24 protein-coding genes and 1 pseudogene are annotated in these 20,024 nt (G+C 47.7%); 8 read left to right on the top strand and 17 right to left on the bottom strand.

Annotated features, from left to right (window positions below; translation table 11 throughout):
- Positions 1 to 256 precede the first annotated feature (256 nt).
- Both KNO73_RS13715 and KNO73_RS13710 read left to right on the top strand, forming a co-directional pair.
- Positions 257 to 583, top strand: coding sequence for a hypothetical protein (locus KNO73_RS13715; RefSeq protein ID WP_078146222.1), 327 nt, complete (start codon positions 257 to 259; stop codon positions 581 to 583).
- Positions 580 to 1,158 (top strand): hypothetical protein, encoded by a 579-nt coding sequence (locus tag KNO73_RS13710; protein ID WP_078146221.1) that lies wholly within the window; start codon positions 580 to 582, stop codon positions 1,156 to 1,158. The genes KNO73_RS13715 and KNO73_RS13710 overlap by 4 nt, the downstream gene beginning before the upstream one ends.
- 480 nt (positions 1,159 to 1,638) lie before the next feature.
- Here the strand turns inward: KNO73_RS13710 and KNO73_RS13705 are convergent, their stop codons facing one another.
- From KNO73_RS13705 to KNO73_RS13690, 4 genes and pseudogenes are all read right to left on the bottom strand, one after another.
- The gene (locus KNO73_RS13705; RefSeq protein WP_078146220.1) at positions 1,639 to 1,884 is read right to left on the bottom strand and encodes a hypothetical protein; all 246 of its coding nucleotides are present in this window, start codon (positions 1,882 to 1,884) and stop codon (positions 1,639 to 1,641) included.
- Between the two features lie 85 nt (positions 1,885 to 1,969).
- Positions 1,970 to 2,853: pseudogene (locus KNO73_RS13700) on the bottom strand (family 1 glycosylhydrolase); the annotation flags it as partial.
- Positions 2,854 to 3,038: 185 nt separating this feature from the next.
- The gene (locus tag KNO73_RS13695) at positions 3,039 to 4,052 is read right to left on the bottom strand and encodes a LacI family DNA-binding transcriptional regulator (protein WP_078146219.1); all 1,014 of its coding nucleotides are present in this window, start codon (positions 4,050 to 4,052) and stop codon (positions 3,039 to 3,041) included.
- Positions 4,053 to 4,198: 146 nt separating this feature from the next.
- Complete coding sequence (locus KNO73_RS13690; RefSeq protein ID WP_215112642.1) at positions 4,199 to 5,071, bottom strand: TetR/AcrR family transcriptional regulator; 873 nt, start codon at positions 5,069 to 5,071, stop codon at positions 4,199 to 4,201.
- Positions 5,072 to 5,235: 164 nt separating this feature from the next.
- Here KNO73_RS13690 and KNO73_RS13685 point away from each other — a divergent pair, with 164 nt between their 5' ends.
- Both KNO73_RS13685 and KNO73_RS13680 read left to right on the top strand, forming a co-directional pair.
- Positions 5,236 to 6,732 (top strand): MDR family MFS transporter, encoded by a 1,497-nt coding sequence (locus KNO73_RS13685; protein ID WP_215112641.1) that lies wholly within the window; start codon positions 5,236 to 5,238, stop codon positions 6,730 to 6,732.
- Between the two features lie 144 nt (positions 6,733 to 6,876).
- Complete coding sequence (locus KNO73_RS13680) at positions 6,877 to 7,500, top strand: glucosaminidase domain-containing protein (RefSeq protein ID WP_235439581.1); 624 nt, start codon at positions 6,877 to 6,879, stop codon at positions 7,498 to 7,500.
- Between the two features lie 198 nt (positions 7,501 to 7,698).
- On the opposite strand, the gene KNO73_RS13675 is transcribed toward KNO73_RS13680, so the two are convergent.
- Positions 7,699 to 8,712: an ABC transporter permease gene (locus KNO73_RS13675; protein WP_214685715.1), complete on the bottom strand. Its 1,014-nt coding sequence runs from the start codon at positions 8,710 to 8,712 to the stop codon at positions 7,699 to 7,701.
- Entirely contained in the window at positions 8,705 to 9,433 is a 729-nt protein-coding gene (locus KNO73_RS13670; RefSeq protein WP_214685713.1) for an ABC transporter ATP-binding protein, read from the bottom strand. The genes KNO73_RS13675 and KNO73_RS13670 overlap by 8 nt, the downstream gene beginning before the upstream one ends.
- A 171-nt stretch (positions 9,434 to 9,604) precedes the next feature.
- Here KNO73_RS13670 and KNO73_RS13665 point away from each other — a divergent pair, with 171 nt between their 5' ends.
- Entirely contained in the window at positions 9,605 to 10,213 is a 609-nt protein-coding gene (locus tag KNO73_RS13665) for a TetR/AcrR family transcriptional regulator (protein ID WP_214685710.1), read from the top strand.
- Positions 10,214 to 10,244: 31 nt separating this feature from the next.
- On the opposite strand, the gene KNO73_RS13660 is transcribed toward KNO73_RS13665, so the two are convergent.
- Positions 10,245 to 10,628: a hypothetical protein gene (locus KNO73_RS13660; RefSeq protein ID WP_078146213.1), complete on the bottom strand. Its 384-nt coding sequence runs from the start codon at positions 10,626 to 10,628 to the stop codon at positions 10,245 to 10,247.
- A 186-nt stretch (positions 10,629 to 10,814) separates the two neighbouring features.
- On the opposite strand from KNO73_RS13660, the gene KNO73_RS13655 reads away from it, so the two are divergent.
- The 3 genes from KNO73_RS13655 to KNO73_RS13645 all read left to right on the top strand — a co-directional run bounded on the left by KNO73_RS13655 (position 10,815) and on the right by KNO73_RS13645 (position 13,887).
- Positions 10,815 to 12,311, top strand: a complete 1,497-nt coding sequence (locus tag KNO73_RS13655; RefSeq protein ID WP_215112640.1) for a phytoene desaturase family protein — start codon at positions 10,815 to 10,817, stop codon at positions 12,309 to 12,311.
- Between the two features lie 112 nt (positions 12,312 to 12,423).
- Positions 12,424 to 13,149, top strand: coding sequence for a hypothetical protein (locus KNO73_RS13650; RefSeq protein ID WP_214685708.1), 726 nt, complete (start codon positions 12,424 to 12,426; stop codon positions 13,147 to 13,149).
- 9 nt (positions 13,150 to 13,158) lie between these two features.
- A complete protein-coding gene (locus KNO73_RS13645) occupies positions 13,159 to 13,887 on the top strand; it encodes an AAA family ATPase (RefSeq protein WP_214758651.1) in 729 nt (242 codons plus the stop codon).
- 121 nt (positions 13,888 to 14,008) lie between these two features.
- Here the strand turns inward: KNO73_RS13645 and KNO73_RS13640 are convergent, their stop codons facing one another.
- From KNO73_RS13640 to KNO73_RS13595, 10 genes are all read right to left on the bottom strand, one after another.
- Positions 14,009 to 14,473, bottom strand: coding sequence for a hypothetical protein (locus KNO73_RS13640; protein WP_078146209.1), 465 nt, complete (start codon positions 14,471 to 14,473; stop codon positions 14,009 to 14,011).
- Positions 14,473 to 14,955, bottom strand: coding sequence for a hypothetical protein (locus tag KNO73_RS13635; protein ID WP_214685702.1), 483 nt, complete (start codon positions 14,953 to 14,955; stop codon positions 14,473 to 14,475). Before KNO73_RS13635 ends, KNO73_RS13640 begins: the two co-directional genes overlap by 1 nt.
- 58 nt (positions 14,956 to 15,013) lie before the next feature.
- A complete protein-coding gene (locus KNO73_RS13630) occupies positions 15,014 to 15,484 on the bottom strand; it encodes a hypothetical protein (protein ID WP_214758649.1) in 471 nt (156 codons plus the stop codon).
- 457 nt (positions 15,485 to 15,941) lie between these two features.
- Complete coding sequence (locus tag KNO73_RS13625) at positions 15,942 to 16,415, bottom strand: DMT family transporter (RefSeq protein ID WP_214758647.1); 474 nt, start codon at positions 16,413 to 16,415, stop codon at positions 15,942 to 15,944.
- A gap of 11 nt (positions 16,416 to 16,426) precedes the next feature.
- On the bottom strand, positions 16,427 to 17,086 hold the full coding sequence (locus KNO73_RS13620) for a Crp/Fnr family transcriptional regulator (RefSeq protein WP_215112639.1): 660 nt from the start codon (positions 17,084 to 17,086) through the stop codon (positions 16,427 to 16,429).
- A gap of 12 nt (positions 17,087 to 17,098) precedes the next feature.
- Positions 17,099 to 17,524: a DMT family transporter gene (locus KNO73_RS13615; protein ID WP_214685697.1), complete on the bottom strand. Its 426-nt coding sequence runs from the start codon at positions 17,522 to 17,524 to the stop codon at positions 17,099 to 17,101.
- A 12-nt stretch (positions 17,525 to 17,536) separates the two neighbouring features.
- On the bottom strand, positions 17,537 to 18,475 hold the full coding sequence (locus tag KNO73_RS13610) for a DMT family transporter (RefSeq protein ID WP_214814482.1): 939 nt from the start codon (positions 18,473 to 18,475) through the stop codon (positions 17,537 to 17,539).
- Between the two features lie 103 nt (positions 18,476 to 18,578).
- The gene (locus KNO73_RS13605; RefSeq protein ID WP_214685694.1) at positions 18,579 to 19,061 is read right to left on the bottom strand and encodes a hypothetical protein; all 483 of its coding nucleotides are present in this window, start codon (positions 19,059 to 19,061) and stop codon (positions 18,579 to 18,581) included.
- Positions 19,036 to 19,521, bottom strand: a complete 486-nt coding sequence (locus tag KNO73_RS13600) for a hypothetical protein (RefSeq protein ID WP_215112638.1) — start codon at positions 19,519 to 19,521, stop codon at positions 19,036 to 19,038. Before KNO73_RS13600 ends, KNO73_RS13605 begins: the two co-directional genes overlap by 26 nt.
- Positions 19,518 to 20,021, bottom strand: coding sequence for a hypothetical protein (locus KNO73_RS13595; protein WP_215112637.1), 504 nt, complete (start codon positions 20,019 to 20,021; stop codon positions 19,518 to 19,520). The genes KNO73_RS13600 and KNO73_RS13595 overlap by 4 nt, the downstream gene beginning before the upstream one ends.
- Positions 20,022 to 20,024: the final 3 nt, after the last annotated feature.

Here is a 20,024-nt window from a genome sequence, read left to right as displayed (position 1 = left end):
TCCACCATGTATCCTCTTGTACAAATCGATTTTGATTGTTCACTTAACAAACACCCTTTCTTTACAGGACCCACCTTTCTTATACGCAATCTCTTTTTATATTGTTTCACATTTTCCGAATATTCTCGCAATGAATCGTTCGACTTTTTTCAACAATTGACGAATGAAAGAGATATGCCTGAAACAAAAACGACAGCCCTTCTCAGCAATGAAAAGGGCTGTTATATGTAGGAAAAAGAGTTAAGGAGTTGGAAATTTGAAAGCATTTTACCCTTCTATATTCGCCTTTATCGCAGGTCTATCGGGATTAATCGGATTGTTGCTTCAATCGGTTTACCCCATCATGTTGTCTCCCGTCTTTTTACTCATTGCGGGATACTCGGTGGTACATATGAAGAAGCAGAAAACAATCGTCCGAAATTATACAGCGAGCTTCATCATCTTATCGAGTGCCACCCTCGCATTCGGTCTTGGCTTCCAGTCCATCATCCCGTACGCCATGCTCATCGGGGTCGTGCTACATATGGTCTGTCTGATTGCTGCATTCATCGCGCTCGGACGGTATCGGGCTCACATCTCATGAAGGTTGTGACAGGCCTCGGATGGGGCGCGTCCATTCTAGCGCTCGCCCTCACCCCACTACCACTACTTGCCGTCGATTGGATTCTCATCTATTTACTTGAAGACACATCGTTCCCGGTCTTATCAACACTCGCTATGCTCGGTTGTTTCTATCTGTTGTCGACAATCCTCAGTTTTTTCGTTGATGCGTTAACGGGAGCATTACGTTCGTTTGTTCATACGAACATACCGCGTCTACTCGACAGCATTCTTCATGGAATCGTGAGCGGAATCAGTCTATACGTCGTACTGACTCTCTTTCCGTCTATCGATTTATCGACGCTCACTGTCATGGCGATTGTATTCGTGCACGTATTCGGTACATCGTTTTGGATAAACCGGGAGGATTTGAAAGAAAAGACGCCACTCGAGCTCGATTCGATTGATCAACAGATTGTTCACTTGTTACGCACGGAAACAATCGTCTTCTGCGTCGAACGCATACAGAGGGATTACCCGGACTTACCGAAGCGGGATGTTTTGAAACGGGTCAGACGGATCAGTCAATCTAATCAAGTCGCCACCAGCGAATCGTGAGATGTACCTCGGTGCTTAGTGGTGACCAATATAAACAAACGCCAGCCCTGTATGAGGTGCTGGCGTTTTACAGATTTTACGAACGGGAAAGCCCATATCGTTCATAGCCCGCCTTTAGGCATGGGATGAGAGTGAGTTCGGATATTTTTACATCCGACGTTCGGGTATACTTATCCCATAGACAAGAACAAGTCTCTAAAACGCCTGCGTCCATCGCCCCTTGAAAATCGTATACGGTTCGGTCATGAAAACATATGACCGGTAAAACGATGCCTGTCGTCATGCAAAAGACGCTAAAACATCAGGTGGACGCACCTGCAACGACCTGTGGTGGATGGTAACAGTCCACCAGCCTGAGAACCTATACGATCTGTCTCAGGAGGGGTGATGGCACACCCTCATCTGAAGGCTTGAGCAAAACAGAAATGGACTGCGCTCGCACAAGCACTTCAGAATCCCACGGTTTTAATCGTGGGAGTGTCAAGTCTCTTCTTTTCGGAGTGAGTATCCGTCGACCTCTAACAACCGCATCCGTCTCTGATCAATCGCCGCATGGACAATCACGGTCACTCCTGGATTAAGCTCCATCATCTTCTTGATTTTGCGTAAATCGTCCCCTTTGATCTCAATAGGCAACACGAACTCCCCTTCTCTCAAATGAATGAACTTGATCTTCCCTTGGTCGTCATAGCCTGTTACTTCGTATGTCGAAAATTCTCGTTTCATGAATATCCCTCCCCTCTTACAGTTCCCGTAACAGATAAAATGCACACAAAAAATCCATCCCCGTAGCGGCAGGGATGGATGCATGTTACGCCTCGACGCTATCCGCGTGTTTGGCTTTATGGTCGGCGATGACACCAGCACACCACTTCGCGCTATCTTTCCAGATACGCTCTTGTGTCTCAAAGTCGATATAGAGGATTCCGAAGCGTTTCTCGTATCCGAAGCTCCATTCGAAGTTATCCATGAGCGACCAGAGGTAGTAGCCTTGAATGTTCATGCCTTCATCGTTCAAGTCAGAAACGGCTTCGAGGTGCTGGCGGACGTAGTCGATCCGATTATCGTCATGGACTTCGCCATTTTCCAGCACGTCGTCAAATGCGGCGCCATTCTCTGTGATGTAGATGGGAAGGTCAGTATACTCGGCGCGTAAACGACGGATCAGGTCTTTGAATTCGTTCGGGGCGATATCCCTGCCCATGCCCGTCTTCTCGTAATCCGAGTAAGCGTCTGCCTTCAAGAAATCATTTGCTGCATTGAACTTGACAATGCCACGGCTGTAGAAGTTAATGCCGAAGAAATTGCAAGCTGTCGAGATTGTCTCCATATCACCCGATTGGATGAAATCGAAGTTATGCACATATTTAGAGAACAAGTTCATCATGTCGACCGGATACTGGCCTTTAAAGACCGGATCGAGGAACCAACGATTCGAATATCCGTCGGCATTGTTCATCGCAAGGCGGTCATTCGCCGAATCCGTCTTCGCGTAGATCGGTGACAAGTTGAGCGTGATGCCGATCGGGGTCGTGGATGTCATCTCTCGCTTCAACAATTCGACCGCTTTTCCGTGCGACAACAAGATGCGGTGCACGGCGCGTACCGCTTCGTTCATGTCACAACGACCCGGTGCGTGAACACCGACATGGTATAGCCGAGGAAGCCAGCACACCAAGGCTCATGGTAAGTAAGCTAACAAGTTTACGCATGTGTTGTTCCCATCCTTTTTTATAAGTAATAGTAGAGAGCGTTTGCAAAAAGAGTGGATAATTATCGAAAGCGGTTTCGGTTTTCTCTAAAAACGACTTTCGAAATCGCGCTCCCCTCTCCATCCGCTGAAGAAAAGAGAGCGACTTCGAAATATCATTGGCTATAAATCACTGTTTGACCGGCGCACAAGATGCCCGTTCGACTAAGCGTACCGGAATGATGCGACGTTCGGTGAGTCGCTCTTTCGCGGTCATTTGTTCGAGTAAAAGTTCTGCTGCCGCTTCCCCGATTTCATCCGTATCTTGGCGAATCGTGGTCAGTTTCGGCGTGATGTATTGTATCATTTCAATGTCATCATATCCGATGACAGAGATGTCATTCGGGACATGAAGACCGTGTTCGTGAATGGCTTCGATTACACCGATTGCCATTTGATCCCCGGCCACAAAGACTGCAGTCGGTTGATCGTCTAGTTCAAGCAATCGTTCCATCGCTTGCTTGCCTTCCTCAACCGAGAAGAAACCGGCGTTGACGAGGTAGCCCGGTCGAATCGGAAGGTCCAGCTCTTGCATCGCAAGTTCATATCCTTTGATTCGCGCCGCTCCGGCGTCAATCGTTTCATCCCCAGCGATGTGGGCAATTTTTCGGTGACCGAGTTCATAGAGATAATTCACGGCGAGACGCGCCCCTTCGATGTTATCGGAATAGACCACGCTACAGTTAGCGCTGTCCATATCGACGACGACGATTGGGATGTCGCTTCGCATGAGCTCTTGAACTTGCTCATCCATTCGGTCCGAGCAGATGACGACGATGCCGTCGACCGCACGGTGTTTAAAATGTTCGAGGTAACTCATGTCACGATTGCGTAGATTCCGCGAGGCGAAGATCAAATCATAGCCTTGCTCCTCTGTCGCGTGACGAAAACTTTCGATGATTCCGTTGAAGAACGGGTGTTTCATCCCAACTTCATTCGCCTCTGAGAACATGACCCCAATTGCCCATGATTTTTTCGTCGATAACGACTGGGCATGTGCGTTCGGCAAGTAGTCCATCTCAGCAGCGGCTTGAAGAATCTTCGCTCTCGTCTTGTCACTCACGTCTTTGTAATTGTTCAACGCTTTGGACACTGTCGTGATCGAGAATCCTGTTTTTTTGGCTAAATCATAAATCGTACCCATGTCATTCCCCTCTTCCCGAAAGCGCTTTCGGTAATTTGATTGTAGCGTATGGATTTGTAGGAATCAATTCTTTTTCGAGGAAACTTTTTGATTCTTTTTTCCATTCCTTGTTTCTTCTATATTACTGTATCGAGAAATTTTTGTCCTTAATGTGTCCGCGTGTACAACCACACGAGATTCGTGAACTTTTGCACTTCCGTCTCGCCTGTCACGCCTTTAAATAGCCGTTGGAATGGCTTTAACAATTGCTCTAACACGATTTTCCGAAGACGCTCTTGTTTAAGTTCGAACGAAATCGCATCGAACAAATCTCGCTGTTCTTCCGTCATGTCGACATGCTCTTCGATGCGAGCAGCCATCTCGATCAATTCTTCGATTGTTATGAGATGTTTATCTGTCGTCCCACGCATTTGATCGACCGTGACCGGGTTCAAGACGTGCTCTCCTGTCTCCATCATCCGAGCGGCAATCAATTCGACATACGTGTATAAGCTTCGGACGACTTTTTGAGGAGAGTAGGCAGCATTCGTGATGCGGTTCGTAAACAAGATATGTTGCAACATTCCGTTGAAGAGCACCGTCAATTCCATCGAATACGGTCTGACAGCCTCTCCGATAATTTCCGTCAAACGCATCGCAATCCATTCAATCTCATAAATACGATGTTGAAGAACAAGTTTCTTCAATTCATTCTCATTTGACGACATGATCGATTCAAATAACGCGTGCAAGTTCCGCTCTTCGTTCAATTGAATCAATATCGAAATCTGTTCGATGAAGACGTCACGATCTCGCTTATCCCGCCCCATCTGCATTTCGATTCGGCGTTGCCCTGCATCATATCGTAAGTTCTCGAGGATACTAGCGACACAATCCGTCTTAGATGAGAAGTAGTTATAAAACGTCCCTTTGGAGATGTTGGCACGGTCGATAATCTCTTGCACCGATGTGTGTTGCACTCCATTTTCGATGAAGAGAGACATGGCAATATCGGCGACTTTTCTTTTTTTCTCTTTCATTCTTACATGGCTCCGTTCTGTCTGGTTTGTACCTTTACTATAGCACCGAAAACCATTTTAGACTAATAGTACAAAATGGTTGCTTTATTTATACAACGGGTATAAAATCATCTCATCGACACTTACCAACACATAACTATTTAGAAAATAAAGGAGCCATCCATATGAAACCAGAATTCCAAAAGAAACCGCCTTACGTCATGTTGGCGGTCCTCTTTGCGGGTGCGTTTATCGCATTCCTGAACAACTCATTACTCAACGTCGCGCTCCCATCGATCATGGTCGACCTCGAAATCGCGGATTACTCGACCGTACAGTGGCTTGCGACCGGCTTTATGCTCGTGACAGGTGTTCTTGTCCCGGCATCCGCCTATTTGATCACTCGTTTTTCAAACCGAAGCTTGTTCATTACGTCGATGAGCATCTTCGCCATCGGTACGGCTATCGCGGCCTTCTCGCCAAACTTTGGCTGGTTGTTGAGCGGTCGGATGATTCAAGCCGTCGGAGCCTCGACAATGGGACCACTCTTGATGAACGTCATGCTCGTCAGCTTCCCGCGTGAAAAACGGGGGATGGCGATGGGGATTTTCGGACTTGTCATGATCTCGGCACCTGCGATTGGACCGACACTTTCCGGTTATATCGTCGAGTACTATGACTGGCGCGTCTTATTCGAAATGATTTTACCGCTCGCCATCATCGGTCTCGCGCTCGCTGTTTGGAAAGCAGAGAACGTCATGGTCCAAAACAAAGACCAGTCACTCGATTACTTGTCACTCGTCTTATCGACACTCGGATTTGGCGGGATTTTATACGGTGTCAGTTCAGCAAGCTCGGACGGCTGGGATAACCCAATCGTCTTGGCGACGATGATCGTTGGTGCCATCTCGTTGATCGCATTCATTTATCGTCAGCTCCATATGGAAAAACCATTGCTCGACTTGCGTGCTTACAAACATCCGATGTTCGCACTCGCGTCAGTCATTGCGATGGTCAACGCGGTCGCGATGTTCTCCGGTATGATTTTGACACCGGCTTACGTCCAAAGCGTACGTGGTATCTCCCCACTCGATTCAGGGCTCATGCTTCTTCCTGGTGCGATCATCATGGGAATCATGTCGCCGATCACGGGTAAACTGTTTGACCGATTCGGGCCAAAATTATTGGCACTTACCGGATTGACAATCACCGCGGTATCGACGTACATGCTCGCAAACGTCCAACTTGACTCGACGTATACGTACATCGTCTTGACGTACACGTTGCGTATGTTTGGGATGTCAATGGTCATGATGCCGATCATGACAAATGGACTCAACCAGTTACCGACTCGCCTCAATCCGCACGGAACGGCCATCAACAACACGGCCCAACAAGTATCTGGTGCGATTGGTACGGCAGTCCTCGTCACTGTCATGAACTCGGTGACACGCACGGAAGCTGAATCATTGATGACCGGAATTGATCCTGCGACACTCACAGAGAGCTCAATGGGCGCCATCACTCAGCAAGCCCTCTTGTCTGGGATTCAATATTCGTTCTATGTCGCACTCGGGATGAACCTCTTGGCACTCGTTTTAGCATTTTTCGTGAAACGCGTGGATGTACGGAAGTTCGATGACAATGTAGAAACTGTTGAAGAATTGAAACAAGCAAATTAAATGTTGAGAAGCCGCTTTGAATGTTGAATTCAGAGCGGTTTTTTTAATTTCTCATTCCCTTCATAAATAAATCTGAAATTAAAATTTAATCCTAATATGGTATTATTTCTCAATGGATAGGATTCGTTTAGGAGGGTACATATGATGAAAAAAGTGTTTAGCTTGATGATCGCATTTCTGCTGATCACATCTTCTCTTCTCTCGACCGCATCAATCGTTGAGGCGGCCCCGAAGAAGCAGAATCGTGCTATTATGGGAGTATCGGCTTTGACTCCGCAACAAATGGCGGATTACGTAAAAAAGAAGAATCCTCGTGATGTCCGGCTCGCAAAAACGTCTGTCGAAGATTTGGCGAAACTCTTCGTCATCATCGGCGCTAAGGAAGGTGTTCGTGGGGATGTCGCATTCGCACAAGCATTGAAAGAGACCGGTTATTTCCGTTACGGTGGCGATGTCCTTCCGAAGCAGCATAACTACTCTGGAATCGGGACGACTGGAAATGGTGTAAAAGGTCACTTTTTCCGTTCCCCACAACAAGGGGTGACTGCTCAAATTCAGCATCTAAAAGCATACGCTTCAAACGATGCACTGAACACGAAACAAGTCGACCCACGCTTCCATCTCGTCAAGCGAGGCTCTGCGAAAACGTGGCCATCTCTTCACCAAAAATGGGCCATGCAGCCGAAAGGAAATTACGGGACCGAGATTCTTTCGATTTATCAAGAAATGTCGAAAACACCAAAACGTGTCGCTAAAGCAAAACGATGAGGAAATGTAGGGGTGAAAGAACGTGACGTGCAAACAAGTTAGACTCGCGAGCGGAATCGCATTATTCGTGACCGGCGTGATGTTGTTACTCAAACGCTAATGAGCATTTCGGACAATCGTCCGAGTGCTTTTTTTGTGGATGAACACAAAGCCATGGCACTCTATAAGTACCACAGCCTTCGCTAACGTTTATATAACTCAATGCCCCCGATACTTCCCAAGCGCCCGCATATTCAAGAGGTACAAGACCCCTGCATAGAGAATCAAACCGAGTAAATATACCCAGATGCCTGAGAAGCCACTTCCGTAAATCATGACTTCCTTGATCGCTGTCGCTCCGTAGAAGATTGGCATGATGTAACTCAAGTTCCCGAGACCATATGGAATCAAGTCGAGCGGGATGAGTCCCGAGAAGAATACTTGCGGGATGATGGTGAACGGAATCATCTGTACGACTTGTAGTTCCGATCGGGCAAACACCGAGATGGTCGCCCCGAAGAGCACCGCCGTACCCGCCATAAGTAGCATCGTCAACATGACCCACGCCATATTCCCGAGCGAAGACAGACCGAGCACATAAATCGAATAGAGCACGATGAAAATTGACTGAATCACCGCAAACGTTCCGTACCCGAGTGTATATCCTAAAATGACTTGTCCTCGTTTGATCGGAGTCATCAACAGTCGTTCGAGCGTACCGCCACTCCGTTCTTTGACGAGTGCCATCGCAGATAGGATGAACACGAAGAAGAACGAGAAAAGGGATAGGAAGACGAAGCCGAACGAATCGAATGTCGATTGGTCCTCTTCCCCATAGACGAATGACGTATCGATTTCAGCTGCAGGGTTGAGCGTCGCCAACGCATCTTGAATCTCACCAACCGCCTTCGACGACTTCGTCGAAGGTTCGCGTAACGTGATGGTCGTTCCTTCTTGATTCATTTCAAACACGGCATCGACATGTTCATTGTCTTCGATATATACTTTTGGATCATCGAACGTGGCCTGTTCCACTTCGAGCGTCTCGTCTTCGAACGCATCGACGAGCTGTTCTGGTGCGTTGTCGTCCAGAACGACAGTCGGCACGTAATCCGAGTCACCGAGTAGGAAGTAGACGAGTGTCAATATAAGAAGTGGCGCAATCAAAATCAAGGCGACGCTTCGTTTATCATTCAACGTCTGAAAGATGACACGCTTCGCTAAGTTACGCATGGTCACCCACCTCCTCTTTCCCAGCAATCAAGAACAGTTCTTCGACGCGACCGTTCTCGGTCTGGTCGAGCAAATCTTGCACATGGTCATAGGCGATCAACCGTCCATTATAGACGAGCGCGGCTCGATCACATTCGAGCACTTCATCCATGACGTGCGTCGAGACGATGATGGTCGTCCCTTCCGCCCGAATCGTTTGGAACTGATCCCAAATCTGTCGGCGTAAAATCGGATCGATTCCGACCGTCGGTTCATCTAGAAACAACACGTCTGGCTTATGCAAAATGGCGATAGCCAAGGACAGGCGTTTCTTCATCCCGCCTGAAAAATTGCGGACGAGCTTATTCCGGTCGTTCGTTAAATCGACAAGGTTGAGCACTTCGGTGATGCGTTCTTGGAGCGCCTTTTTCTCTAACTTATAAATCGACCCGAAGAAGGCGAGGTTCGCCTCAGCCGACAAGTCTTCGTACAAGCCATCGTTCTGCGGCATAAATCCGATTTGTTGGAGCATGTCCATGTTTGGCATCTTCGTTTCGCCGATGTGGACACTTCCTTTGTCCGGTGCGAGGGCGCCGATCATGAGTCGGATGAGGGTTGTCTTCCCCGATCCAGAGGGTCCGAGCAAACAGCAAATCTCTCCGGATGGGATGGTGAAGTCGATGTTGTCGATGGCGAGTTGGTCACCGAATGACTTGTCGACGCGTTGCAGTTGAATGTTCATTTCTGTCACTCCTTTTCGGCGCCTCCTCGTGTATACTCAAGATAATCGACACCGTGTTGGTTTATATGTTCAGTATAGACCCCGTTCACTGTGGCAACAATCGTCAATATCGGTCATCGTGTCGGTTTTCCGACAGATGCAATGAATGTGTTGAGGAAAAGGAGAAATAATATGGAACAAACCGATTTACGCGTCATCCGGACGAAGAAGTTGATCAAAGATGCCTTCTTCAGCCTTATTGAGGAGCAGGGATTTGAGGCCGTCACCGTCAAGCAATTGACTGAACGGGCCGGCATCAATCGGGGTACCTTTTATAGTCACTATGTGGATAAGTTCGAGTTGATGGAGAAATGCGTCGACGAGATCTTTGAAGAGGCTGAACAGAAGTTGATTCATCAGTTGCCACACATCTTCGGAGAAGAACGGACCAACAACTCGTATCATTACCTCATTCCGTTCATCCGTTTCATCGAAGACAACCAAATCATCATGAAGCCACTCCTCGGCCCGAACGGAGACCCGACGTTCCAGGCAAAACTTCGAAAGTTTATGCAAGCTGCCTTGTTTCAGCGCTCGCCTGTAACCTTGTTTAATCCGGATAAGATGATGGTCCCACCTCCATATCTCGTCGCCTATCTGTCTTCAGCGCACATGGGCGTCATCTACGAGTGGTTGAACAATCCGTCTTCGGAAGAGACAGCGGAAGACATCGCCCGGATTATCTATACGATCACTTATGAAGGACCACTTGTTGCCGGCGGTGTGAAGTCAAACGAATAAAGCCTCCCGCATATATTGCGAGAGGCTATTTTTACGAAACTCGAACGTGCACGTGTAAGTTCCCATTTTCTTCAGTTGTCGTCTGGTAAGCATTTTGCACCGCCTCTAAATCATGCCAGGCGATGCGGTATGACTTTTCTCGCATCCCTTCAAACTCGAAGGCGAGATGTTGTAAATCCGACATACCTAGGATGCGGTCAAACGGTCCACCCTCGCCAGTCCATTCCAATTGATTCGCCGAATCCTTCAATACGAGGTCGAGTCCATGCATCACTTTTTCTTTGATCAATTGTCCATCCGCCGCAACACGCATCCCGTCTTGAATATCATGCATTCGACACGATTCAATCTCATCAAACGGGATCGTGATTTCATCCCCGTTCGCAAAGTGAAGTGTGATTGTTTTTACGATCATCTTAGATTCCTACTTTCGTTCAGTCTCTGTTCCCTTACTATACATAACTTTTGTCGGTTCAGGGATGACATCTTTGTGGATGTGGCAAATCCGTAAAAGCATGTTCGTTTCATTTGGAAACGGGAATAGAAGAGGTAGCACTCATTCTGTTTTTTGAAAATAACACTTCGGAAAGGCGGCGAATATATGCCATCAGTGGAAAAGTCGGTCATCGTCATCGGCGGAGGGCTCGGCGGCTTGTCAGCGGCCATCTCACTCGCTCAAAAAGGTTACGACGTCTCACTCTACGAAAAGAACGATCACATCGGCGGGAAAGTGAATCGTCTCGAACAAGACGGATTCGGCTTCGACCTCGGGCCCTCGATTTTAACGATGCCTCACATCTTCGACAAACTGTTCCGTGGAAGTGGGAAACGGATGGAAGACTATGTATCCATCAAGCGGCTTGAGCTCGAATGGCGCTCGTTCTTCCCGGACGATACCGTCCTCGACCTTTACCATGACCTCGAACAGATGCAGCGGGCAAACCCTTCCCTCTCTCGAAAAGACATGCAGGAATATCGTGAACTGCTGAATTACGCAGCGCGCATCTATAAGACGACCGAGAAGGGATACTTGGCCGAAGGGTTTGAATCCCCATTAGAAGCCGTCATGAAAACGGGCATCTTCCCGACCCTATTCGGATTCGATTTGACGTCGACGATGTATAGCGCCATCAAGAAGCGCATCAGCAATCCACATCTTCGTGATATGCTGTCGTATTACGTCAAATATGTCGGGTCGTCTCCGTATAACGCACCGGCCGTCCTCAATATGATGATTTACATGCAATATGCCCAAGGCTGTTGGTATGTCGAAGGCGGCACCCATAAGCTCGCGGAAGGCTTGACGAAGCTCGCCGAAGAGATCGGTGTGAAGCTACATACCGGAGAAGGCGTGGTTCGTGCACATACGGTGAATGAGAAAGTGACCGCCATCGAGCTCGAAGACGGACGTCTCCGTTCCGCTGATTATTTCGTCTCGAACATGGAAGTCATCCCGTTCTATCAGAAGATGGTCGACGCCGACAAACAGTACGTCGACAAACTCGTCGATAAATATGAACCGGCGAGCTCCGGATTCGTCCTCCATCTCGGGGTGAAGAAAGCCTATCCTCAACTCGCGCACCATAACTTCTTCTTCTCCGAAAATTTGCATGAACAGATGGATAAAATTTTTGAGAAACATGAACTTCCGGACGATCCGACGATTTACCTCGTCAACGTCAACAAGACCGACCCGACCCAAGCGCCACCAGGACATGAGAACATCAAAATCTTGCCACACATTCCGTATATTCAGAATGTGCCGTTCACGGAAGAAGAGTACGCCGCTTTTGAAGAACGTGTACTCGACAAATTGGAACAAATGGGTCTCGATGGTTTGCGTGAACATACGGTGACGCGTGACGTATGGACGCCTCATGATATCGAGCGGACGTACGGATCGGACCGAGGTGCCATTTATGGAACGGTCGCCGACAAGAATCGGAACGGTGGCTTCAAGCATAAGAAGCAGAGCGAACTCTATCATAACCTCTACTTTGTCGGGGGAACCGTCAATCCGGGCGGTGGCATGCCGATGGTGACGTTGAGCGGTCAGCAAGTGAGCGACAAGATTGCGAAACGTGACAAAGTGAAGTGATTCTTTTATCCCTCATGTTCAATGAGGGATTATTTTTTTGAAACTTTTTCCAATAACCTTCCGTATATTGTGCAACGATACAAACAATCAAATAGACAAGCGGAGGAACAGGATGCATCAAATCACAAGTTATTTCTTTATGTATGCCAAAGTTGTCGTCACGGATAAGATTCCATTCATCTGGACATTCTTAATCCCACTCATAATCGCCTTGACGCAGTCATCTTCAGATATTCGCCAAGCAACGACAGCGGAATACTACCCAGGGCTCTCTTATTTCTGGGTGTATATTATTCTTGCTACATATGTGAACGGTGTCGGCATCGAACTCGCTCGTATGCGTGAATACGGACTGATGAAAACGTACGTGATGATCTCAGGCAACAAACTGACATATGTCATCGCCGTCATCTTGGCGCAACTCTTATTCGCCTCCATCAGCTTAACTTTATTCACAACGGTCGTCACGCTCGTACACGGGTTCTTTTCGTTCAAGTTGATTGCAACGTCTCTACTCGTATTGATTGGCAGTATCCCGTTCGCGGTTGCCAGTGTCGCCATCACGACACTTCCAGTGAAAGTATCGAGTCTCGGGACGTTCGCGAACATACTGATGTTCCCACTCTTTTTACTGGCGATCAAGTCACCTGATCAATGGTTCAGCTTCCTCAACCCGTTCTACGCGCTTCACGAATTCGCGCTCGGGTTGCTGCATCTGACGACTCAAGTCGAGCTCTCGTTCGGAGTATGGGCGACAGGCCTCTCTGTACTTGGGTATTTCATCATCGGCGCGATTGCGTTGAAACGCTTCAGTCTCGTCTCACTCATCACACGCTAGGAGGTTCTTATGCACGTAAACCAACTCACTTATCGCTATCCGAAAGCGGCACGTCCTGTTCTCGATGATGTCTCGTTCACACTGCAATCGAATAAACTGAACGTTTTGATTGGACAAAATGGTGCTGGGAAGACGACCCTGTTTGATTGTATGACCGGGGCACTTCCGGTCGACAAGACATCACTCGAACTCGTTCCGACGACGGACATGCTCTATTTGACACAACTCATGTACAACCATCATGAGTTGACGGGGAAAGACTTCGCCTATTTCATCGGACGTCTGTCGCAACGTCCCGACTTCAAGAAACTCGAATCGTATATGAATAACCTTTCAACTTCTCGCGAACAAGAACTGTTCGAACATCTATGGACGATGAAGCTCGGGAAGATGTCGGTCGGGGAGAAGAAATGGCTCTTCGTGACGCTCTTATCTTCAATCAAACGTTCTCTCTATTTATTTGATGAGCCGACGAGCGGGGTCGACCCGGCGTCCCGCATTCAAATCATGCGCCGCCTGCAACGACTCGTCGATGAGGGCAAGACATGTCTCATCTCCACACATCAGTTACATGACTTGGTTCAACTTGATGCCCATGTCATCTTCCTGCATGGTGGACGCGTTTTGTATGAAGGGGACTTCCAAGACTGGCTCGACGAGTCTGGAACGACCGACCCGGACGAAGCGTTCGTTCGGATGGTTGACACGCCGCTTGACGATGTAGCGGTGACACGATGAATGAATCGTTTTGGGAACGATACCGGTTCACATTCTATACAATCGGCATGGTCGTCTGCGGCTTTCTCATTTCCATGTTCTCATAATAAAACTCAGCCCTGACGTGTGTCAGGGCTGAGTTTTATTGTTCACGATGTGCGCGTCGTAATTCCCGATTCGTCACGTGCTCCGGGTCCGCTTCACGTAGTTTCCGGTCCATCGACACGTACAAGATGAGGAGCGGAATGATGCCAATCAATGCGACACCGAGTAGTTCCTGCATCGAATCCAATACGAACCACGTGAGGAAAGTAAATACACCAAGTGATCCAAACATGGCGACGATGATTTGAAATTCTCGACGAACGAGACGTTGGTATTCCTCGTCTTCGTTAAATGTACGTAACAACTCCATCCGTCGCCATGCTTGATAGAGCATCGGCAGTTGGGTCACGAGGAAAGAGAAGGCAACCGTCGTCACCGTGATACCTCTTATGACCGAAACAACGAGAAGGAGAAACAGACCGATGATGCCAAATATCGCGCTGACCCCTCGCGAATCGAGATCCTGTTTCACCATTTTGGGGAGGCGTTCTTGTTTATTCATCACGCTTCACTTTTTCGTTTTTTCCGTTGCAGCTGGACATGACCGAGTTCAACACCCGTCACGTGTAACGAATCGATTTCTTTTAGCTTGCGGTCGATTGGAAAACTGAGAATCAACAGAACTATGATTCCAATAAATGCAATGATAACGAAAGTGAACAATGAAATCCACTCAAGCTCCGCACTGGTAATCAGTATGAGAACAAGTAATGGCGAGGTAAGACCCAATAAAAATTCAGATCGCACGAGTTGTTGATACCGTTTGTCTTCGTTAAATGACAGTAATAACTTCTTGCGGTGCCATGATTTATATAAGGCAGGAAATTGTCCGAAAAAAATCATAGCATACAACAAGAAGACGTTCGTCGTCCATATATAGAAGAAGGTCAAGACGATGGCCCCAATCAACGGAAGGGTCAATTGCTTCTTTCGTTTTTCATCATCTTTCAACATCTGTTCTAGTCTGACTTCATGGTCTACCATCGAATCCCCCTTGTGTGTGTTCTTTATTTTTCTATACGGAAACTATGCTCGATTAGTTTCATCCTCTACGCTTCTCCCGGTTCATCAATCCCAACAAACTCTCGACCACATGCTCGTCATCAATCTTTAGAATTTTCCAGTCAATCCATGACTCGAGAATGAGACAACTCGCAATCAGCATCGCACAGCCAAGGCTTAACGTATCAAGCGATATGTACTTCAGTGCATAAAGCGCCATCATCGATATGACACCAATCAAGAGAATAAACTGAATCATGCCTTTTAGATAAATAAAGCGTTGGTACGTGGATGAGTCATTGAACTGTAAAAACAACTTGATTTTATGCCATGTCGCTACCAGAAGCGGCATGAGCATCGCCGCACAAAAGATGAACAGGGATAGGCTCATTCTGGAATCATTGAACAATAGCCAAAGCGCCGTCACTACACCGATGATGATCACTAGTAGCGGACCTTTTTTAGTCCATGCTTTGTCGTACAAGTATTCCATTCGTTCTTCACGTAACACCTTACACACCTCCAAAAGTAAAAATCATCCAATTTATCGATATCTATATCTTAACAATCTATAAGCAAACTTTCGAGGTTTTCCCATTAAAAAGGAAAAAGCATCTGACGATTGTCAGATGCTGATTAATTTGAATGCCGGCGAAGGAGTCGGAATAAAAAGATTCCAATCATCGTCAACAACCCTAAGTTTAGAATTGTCCATCCCATGTCCATCACTTGTTGCATATCATTACCCCCTTCTATCCTGTTCTTCTAAATTATACATATCTTTTCAAAAAAAGATTCGGTCAAATTGTTCTTTTTATCCTTTTTTTCCTAATGAGTCAAAAGTTTTGGTTACATCTGGTCAATCAACGGAATAGAAGTCAACGGTGATGGACCCGATCTGTCATACTCAACTGAATCGACAGCAGCATGGACAAACTTGTTCAAAACGTGGAACTTCTTTTTAACATTTAACTCGCTCGATTCATCGACGCGCGAGTTGGTTTACCCTTTCCACTCAATTGAAATACGAGCACCCCACCAACGATTAACACAATCCCGACGACTGTCTTCCATGTGAACGGGACGGCCGTCAATCCGAACCAACCTAACGTATCCCAAAGGAGCGCGAACAAGATTTGAGACACCATGACGATCGATATGGCATAACTCGGTCCGAGGCGCTCGACCCCTTGCGTCACACTCATGACGACCCCGACGCCGAGGATTCCGCTGAACCAGTACCATGTCTCCATCTCCTCTACTCGGAACAAGCCACCACCTTCCTGAAACAGACCGATGAGTAGCGATGCTAAAAATCCAAGACTGAGAACGAGCGTCGTCGTCGCCCATGCCCCGACATGCTTCTTGACGTTGGCGTTAAACGTGTTTTGCACACAGACGAGCATTCCGCCGATGACAGCAAGCATCATCCCAATCGCCATATGCCTCCCTCCTATTCATAAATGCTCTCCCCGACAATCTCCAACAAACCTTCCCGATCGACGAGCGTGATTACCCGCCGATTTCGTTCAATCAATCCTGCCTCAACGAAACGCCGGAGCGTCCGATTCACATGACGATAACTCGTCCCAATCAAATCAGCGATATCCGTCAATTGGTCGACAGTCGAGCCGAGTGTTTGGTCATTCGGCGTCATCGATAACAGATAACTCGCCAAGCGCACTTCGACAGGGTAAAACAAGTTGAAGCTGAGTGATTGAGATTTTCGTTCAAATTTTCTTGTGATCTCTTCTAATAAATAGTGTAACCACGCAACATCGTGGTGGGCATGTCGAACCAAATCCTCGAAGCGAATGACAAGCATCTCGACTGACGTGACCGCCTCGACCGTATTCAAAAACGGGGTCCGTTGAATATATTCGATGTCCCCGATCAAATCGAGCGGATATTTGAAGGAGAGGACGAGGCGCTTGCCGGTAGCAGAAGCATGGGAGACACGAATCTTCCCCTTCACTAAGAAGCGGAGATGCCCTGCTTCATCACCTTGCGTACAGATGACGTCTCCTGGCTCGTATCGAACGAGCTGCAATTCGTTCTGCGCTTCTTCTGGTAAGACAGTCAATTCAAATTGCTTCACATACGCGTCAACCATGCACGTTTCCCCCTACCATTTTAATAAGATGACCCCCGCAATCATCATGAACACACCAATCAACTGAGCCCCGTTCAACTTCCGTCGCAACATTCCGAACCATCCTCGCCAATCGATGACGAGCGCGAGCGCCAGTTGCGCAATGAGAAACAACGAGATTGTCATCGTGACCCCGAGTTTATGGACGGCCGTCATATTACTAAATAAGATAATCGCCGCAAATGCTCCGCCAGATAAATAGAGCGGCTTCACGTGCCGCATCTCGACATACGTGCGGTCCCGAAGCACCAGCATGACGAGAAGTGCGACGACGAATCCAGTGAATTGTGTCAACGTCGCCGCTTGCCACGTCCCAATCTGTGAACTGATTCGAGCATTCGCAACACTTTGTAACGTTAGAAAGAAGCCTCCGCTGATTGCAAATAATACTCCTCGCATCGTTCTCCCCCCTTAAGATAAACGAATCAATACAATCCCAATGACCATGACAACCAGACTCACGAGTTGCACACCAGTGACCGGATTCTTCTTCGCTCCGAACCAACCGAAACGGTCAATCAGTAAGCTACCGCATAACAGTCCGACGATGACGATGATGACAGCGATTCCTGTCCCGACAATCGGTACGATGAGGACGTTTCCTCCGATGAAGAGCGCCCCAATGATTCCACCGAGCCAAATCCACCACGGTTGACCTTTCAGTTGACCGAGCGGAACGGGTTGGCGTGAGACGAGTAAAATGAGTAAGAGCGCCAACGTTCCGACAACGAAAGAGACCAATGCCCCTTTCAGAGCCGATTCGAGCACTGTTCCCAAATAGCCGTTAATGGCCGTTTGCGTGGCACTCATCATCCCTGTGAAAATCCCAAACAGTCGCCAAAGGTTCAGATTCCCCGTGTCCGTTTCCATGGAGACGACCAGTTTGCCTCTTCGGCGGTTGAGCCAGTCGGATAAAGCGACCGTTCCGATGACTCCGAACAAGACGAGCACGACTCCGAACAAACGAAGCACCGTAATTGGGTGTTCGACAGAATTGAACCAACCGAAATGGTCAATCAACAACCCCATCAAAATCTGTCCAAAAATCGGCATGATGACCGTCTGGACACTCCCGAGTCTTGGGAACAGCAAAATATTTCCCGTTAAGAACAAGACCCCTAACAGTCCGCCAATCCACATCCAACCCGGACCTTCCTGAATCACCGAGCCGTCAAATCCGAATGACTGTCCGGTCAATAAGAGCAATAAGGACAAAAAGATCGTCCCGACAGTAAACGATAAAAAAGATGCAACGAACGGGGAGCCGACCACCTGACGCAAACGTGAGTTGACACTCGTCTGCATCGGCAATAAAATCCCAATCGTCAATCCAATCAAAATAGCTAACATGAATGTCTTCCTCGATTCTACTGGTTCTGTGTACATTGTCAGCTTACGCCTCTATACAAAAGAAGAAAAGGACCGATGTCCTCAAACAAAAAACGAACCCTTCTCAGGTGTTCGTTTCGGACTCACGGAAGCGTTGATCGCGCGCTTCACGCAATTCTTTCCCTCGTACATGATGCGCATCGAGCGAGTGTAAGTGTCGATTGATGACATACGGTGCCAGAATCGACATCACACCGATTCCGAACAGCCCGGCAATGGCAATGATGGGAGACAACGAGTCAGCATAATAGGCAGCCAATAAGCAGATAGTCAACACGAAGCAGAGCCACTGGATGCCAAAGTCTGTATACACCAGACGTTGGTACCGCGCATCCTCGTTAAAGGTCAGGAGCAGTTTTGTCTTCCGCCATTCAAAACAGAGATACGGAAAGAAACTGATGAAGACGAGGAGTGGAGCGTAGAGTTTGGACTGCGCGGCAATCACGAGCGTCATCACAATCGTCGCGATGGCGATGCCCCACCCCCAACGCCAATGACTGTCATCCTGCTTCAGTAATTGTTCAAGTCGCTTTTCTTTCGTCAGCATATGTACTCCTTTCATACGAACGGTAATGCTTTGTCACCTCATCTCGTGTCGGTTGCTCCGGGTCGGCTTGTCGCAATTGTTGCACGGTCTGATAGTGCGTCCATGCTAACATGACGATGCTTAGACCGAAGATGATCCATGCGACGGGTGCAATTTGCAGACGACTGAAGAGAACCGCTGCTGTGACCGCTCCAATCCAATAGGAATAGAGGCGATATAAGCGTTTTGTCAGTAGGATGCCTCGACCCACCGTGAAAATCTGTAAGACACGTCCTTCTTTGATTGTCAGTCCTATGAGTAGGACAGCCGTGAGGACCGAAGCGATTCCCCATATCCACCATGTATCAAAACCGAGCACAAAGCTGTTACAAAAAATAAGGGCTCCCGTGAGCCAAAGGTGGAGGGTTTGTCGTGACTGCCGATATCCTCCGATTACTTGAATCCGTTCTTTCTTTGTCATGAATCTTTACGACCTTTCCTTGAAATATCATCTAATGTATGTTTTAAACGTTCCCGGTTTGCCCGGGTCCACTCGCCTGATGTGACGTGGTGCTCATCAAGCGCGGACTGTTTTCGATCAATCCAACGTGGAATCAATATGAGACACGGTCCGCCGATCAGTAGCGTCCAACTCATCCACGGTAAGATATCGATTCCGTTGAAATGCAACCCAATCAAAATCATGAACCAGATCAAACTCATCAACATGACAGAAAAATCGATACGCAATAGACGATGATAGCGTGTCGATTCGTTGAAGGATTGCTTCAGTTTCATCTTGTTCCATTCAAGCCATGTCGTATAAAGAAGTGCGACACCGGGTAAAAGAATGCTATACGGACTCCATGTCGAAAGAAAATAGATGGATACGCCTAGCATGATTACGCTCTCGATGATGTTGAGACGAGTATATCGTTTCTCGAACTGTGCGATCTGTTGAAATCGTTGGGCTTTGTCCACGGT

This window comes from Exiguobacterium sp. s83, from assembly GCF_018617095.1.
Lineage (GTDB): Bacteria > Bacillota > Bacilli > Exiguobacteriales > Exiguobacteriaceae > Exiguobacterium > Exiguobacterium profundum.
This window is presented reverse-complemented; position numbering and strand designations above follow the sequence as displayed.

Coding starts and splice junctions, on each gene's coding strand:
- KNO73_RS13635 (WP_214685702.1), bottom strand. CDS start 14,955: ATGGTAGACCATGAAGTCAGACTAGAACAGATGTTGAAAGATGATGAA.
- KNO73_RS13710 (WP_078146221.1), top strand. CDS start 580: ATGAAGGTTGTGACAGGCCTCGGATGGGGCGCGTCCATTCTAGCGCTC.
- KNO73_RS13670 (WP_214685713.1), bottom strand. CDS start 9,433: ATGAACATTCAACTGCAACGCGTCGACAAGTCATTCGGTGACCAACTC.
- KNO73_RS13675 (WP_214685715.1), bottom strand. CDS start 8,712: ATGCGTAACTTAGCGAAGCGTGTCATCTTTCAGACGTTGAATGATAAA.
- KNO73_RS13685 (WP_215112641.1), top strand. CDS start 5,236: ATGAAACCAGAATTCCAAAAGAAACCGCCTTACGTCATGTTGGCGGTC.
- KNO73_RS13705 (WP_078146220.1), bottom strand. CDS start 1,884: ATGAAACGAGAATTTTCGACATACGAAGTAACAGGCTATGACGACCAA.
- KNO73_RS13615 (WP_214685697.1), bottom strand. CDS start 17,524: ATGCGAGGAGTATTATTTGCAATCAGCGGAGGCTTCTTTCTAACGTTA.
- KNO73_RS13605 (WP_214685694.1), bottom strand. CDS start 19,061: ATGCTGACGAAAGAAAAGCGACTTGAACAATTACTGAAGCAGGATGAC.
- KNO73_RS13625 (WP_214758647.1), bottom strand. CDS start 16,415: ATGGCGATTGGGATGATGCTTGCTGTCATCGGCGGAATGCTCGTCTGT.
- KNO73_RS13660 (WP_078146213.1), bottom strand. CDS start 10,628: ATGATCGTAAAAACAATCACACTTCACTTTGCGAACGGGGATGAAATC.
- KNO73_RS13610 (WP_214814482.1), bottom strand. CDS start 18,475: ATGTTAGCTATTTTGATTGGATTGACGATTGGGATTTTATTGCCGATG.
- KNO73_RS13690 (WP_215112642.1), bottom strand. CDS start 5,071: ATGAAAGAGAAAAAAAGAAAAGTCGCCGATATTGCCATGTCTCTCTTC.
- KNO73_RS13645 (WP_214758651.1), top strand. CDS start 13,159: ATGCACGTAAACCAACTCACTTATCGCTATCCGAAAGCGGCACGTCCT.
- KNO73_RS13640 (WP_078146209.1), bottom strand. CDS start 14,473: ATGAATAAACAAGAACGCCTCCCCAAAATGGTGAAACAGGATCTCGAT.
- KNO73_RS13650 (WP_214685708.1), top strand. CDS start 12,424: ATGCATCAAATCACAAGTTATTTCTTTATGTATGCCAAAGTTGTCGTC.
- KNO73_RS13680 (WP_235439581.1), top strand. CDS start 6,877: ATGAAAAAAGTGTTTAGCTTGATGATCGCATTTCTGCTGATCACATCT.
- KNO73_RS13655 (WP_215112640.1), top strand. CDS start 10,815: ATGCCATCAGTGGAAAAGTCGGTCATCGTCATCGGCGGAGGGCTCGGC.
- KNO73_RS13695 (WP_078146219.1), bottom strand. CDS start 4,052: ATGGGTACGATTTATGATTTAGCCAAAAAAACAGGATTCTCGATCACG.
- KNO73_RS13665 (WP_214685710.1), top strand. CDS start 9,605: ATGGAACAAACCGATTTACGCGTCATCCGGACGAAGAAGTTGATCAAA.
- KNO73_RS13600 (WP_215112638.1), bottom strand. CDS start 19,521: ATGACAAAGAAAGAACGGATTCAAGTAATCGGAGGATATCGGCAGTCA.
- KNO73_RS13620 (WP_215112639.1), bottom strand. CDS start 17,086: ATGGTTGACGCGTATGTGAAGCAATTTGAATTGACTGTCTTACCAGAA.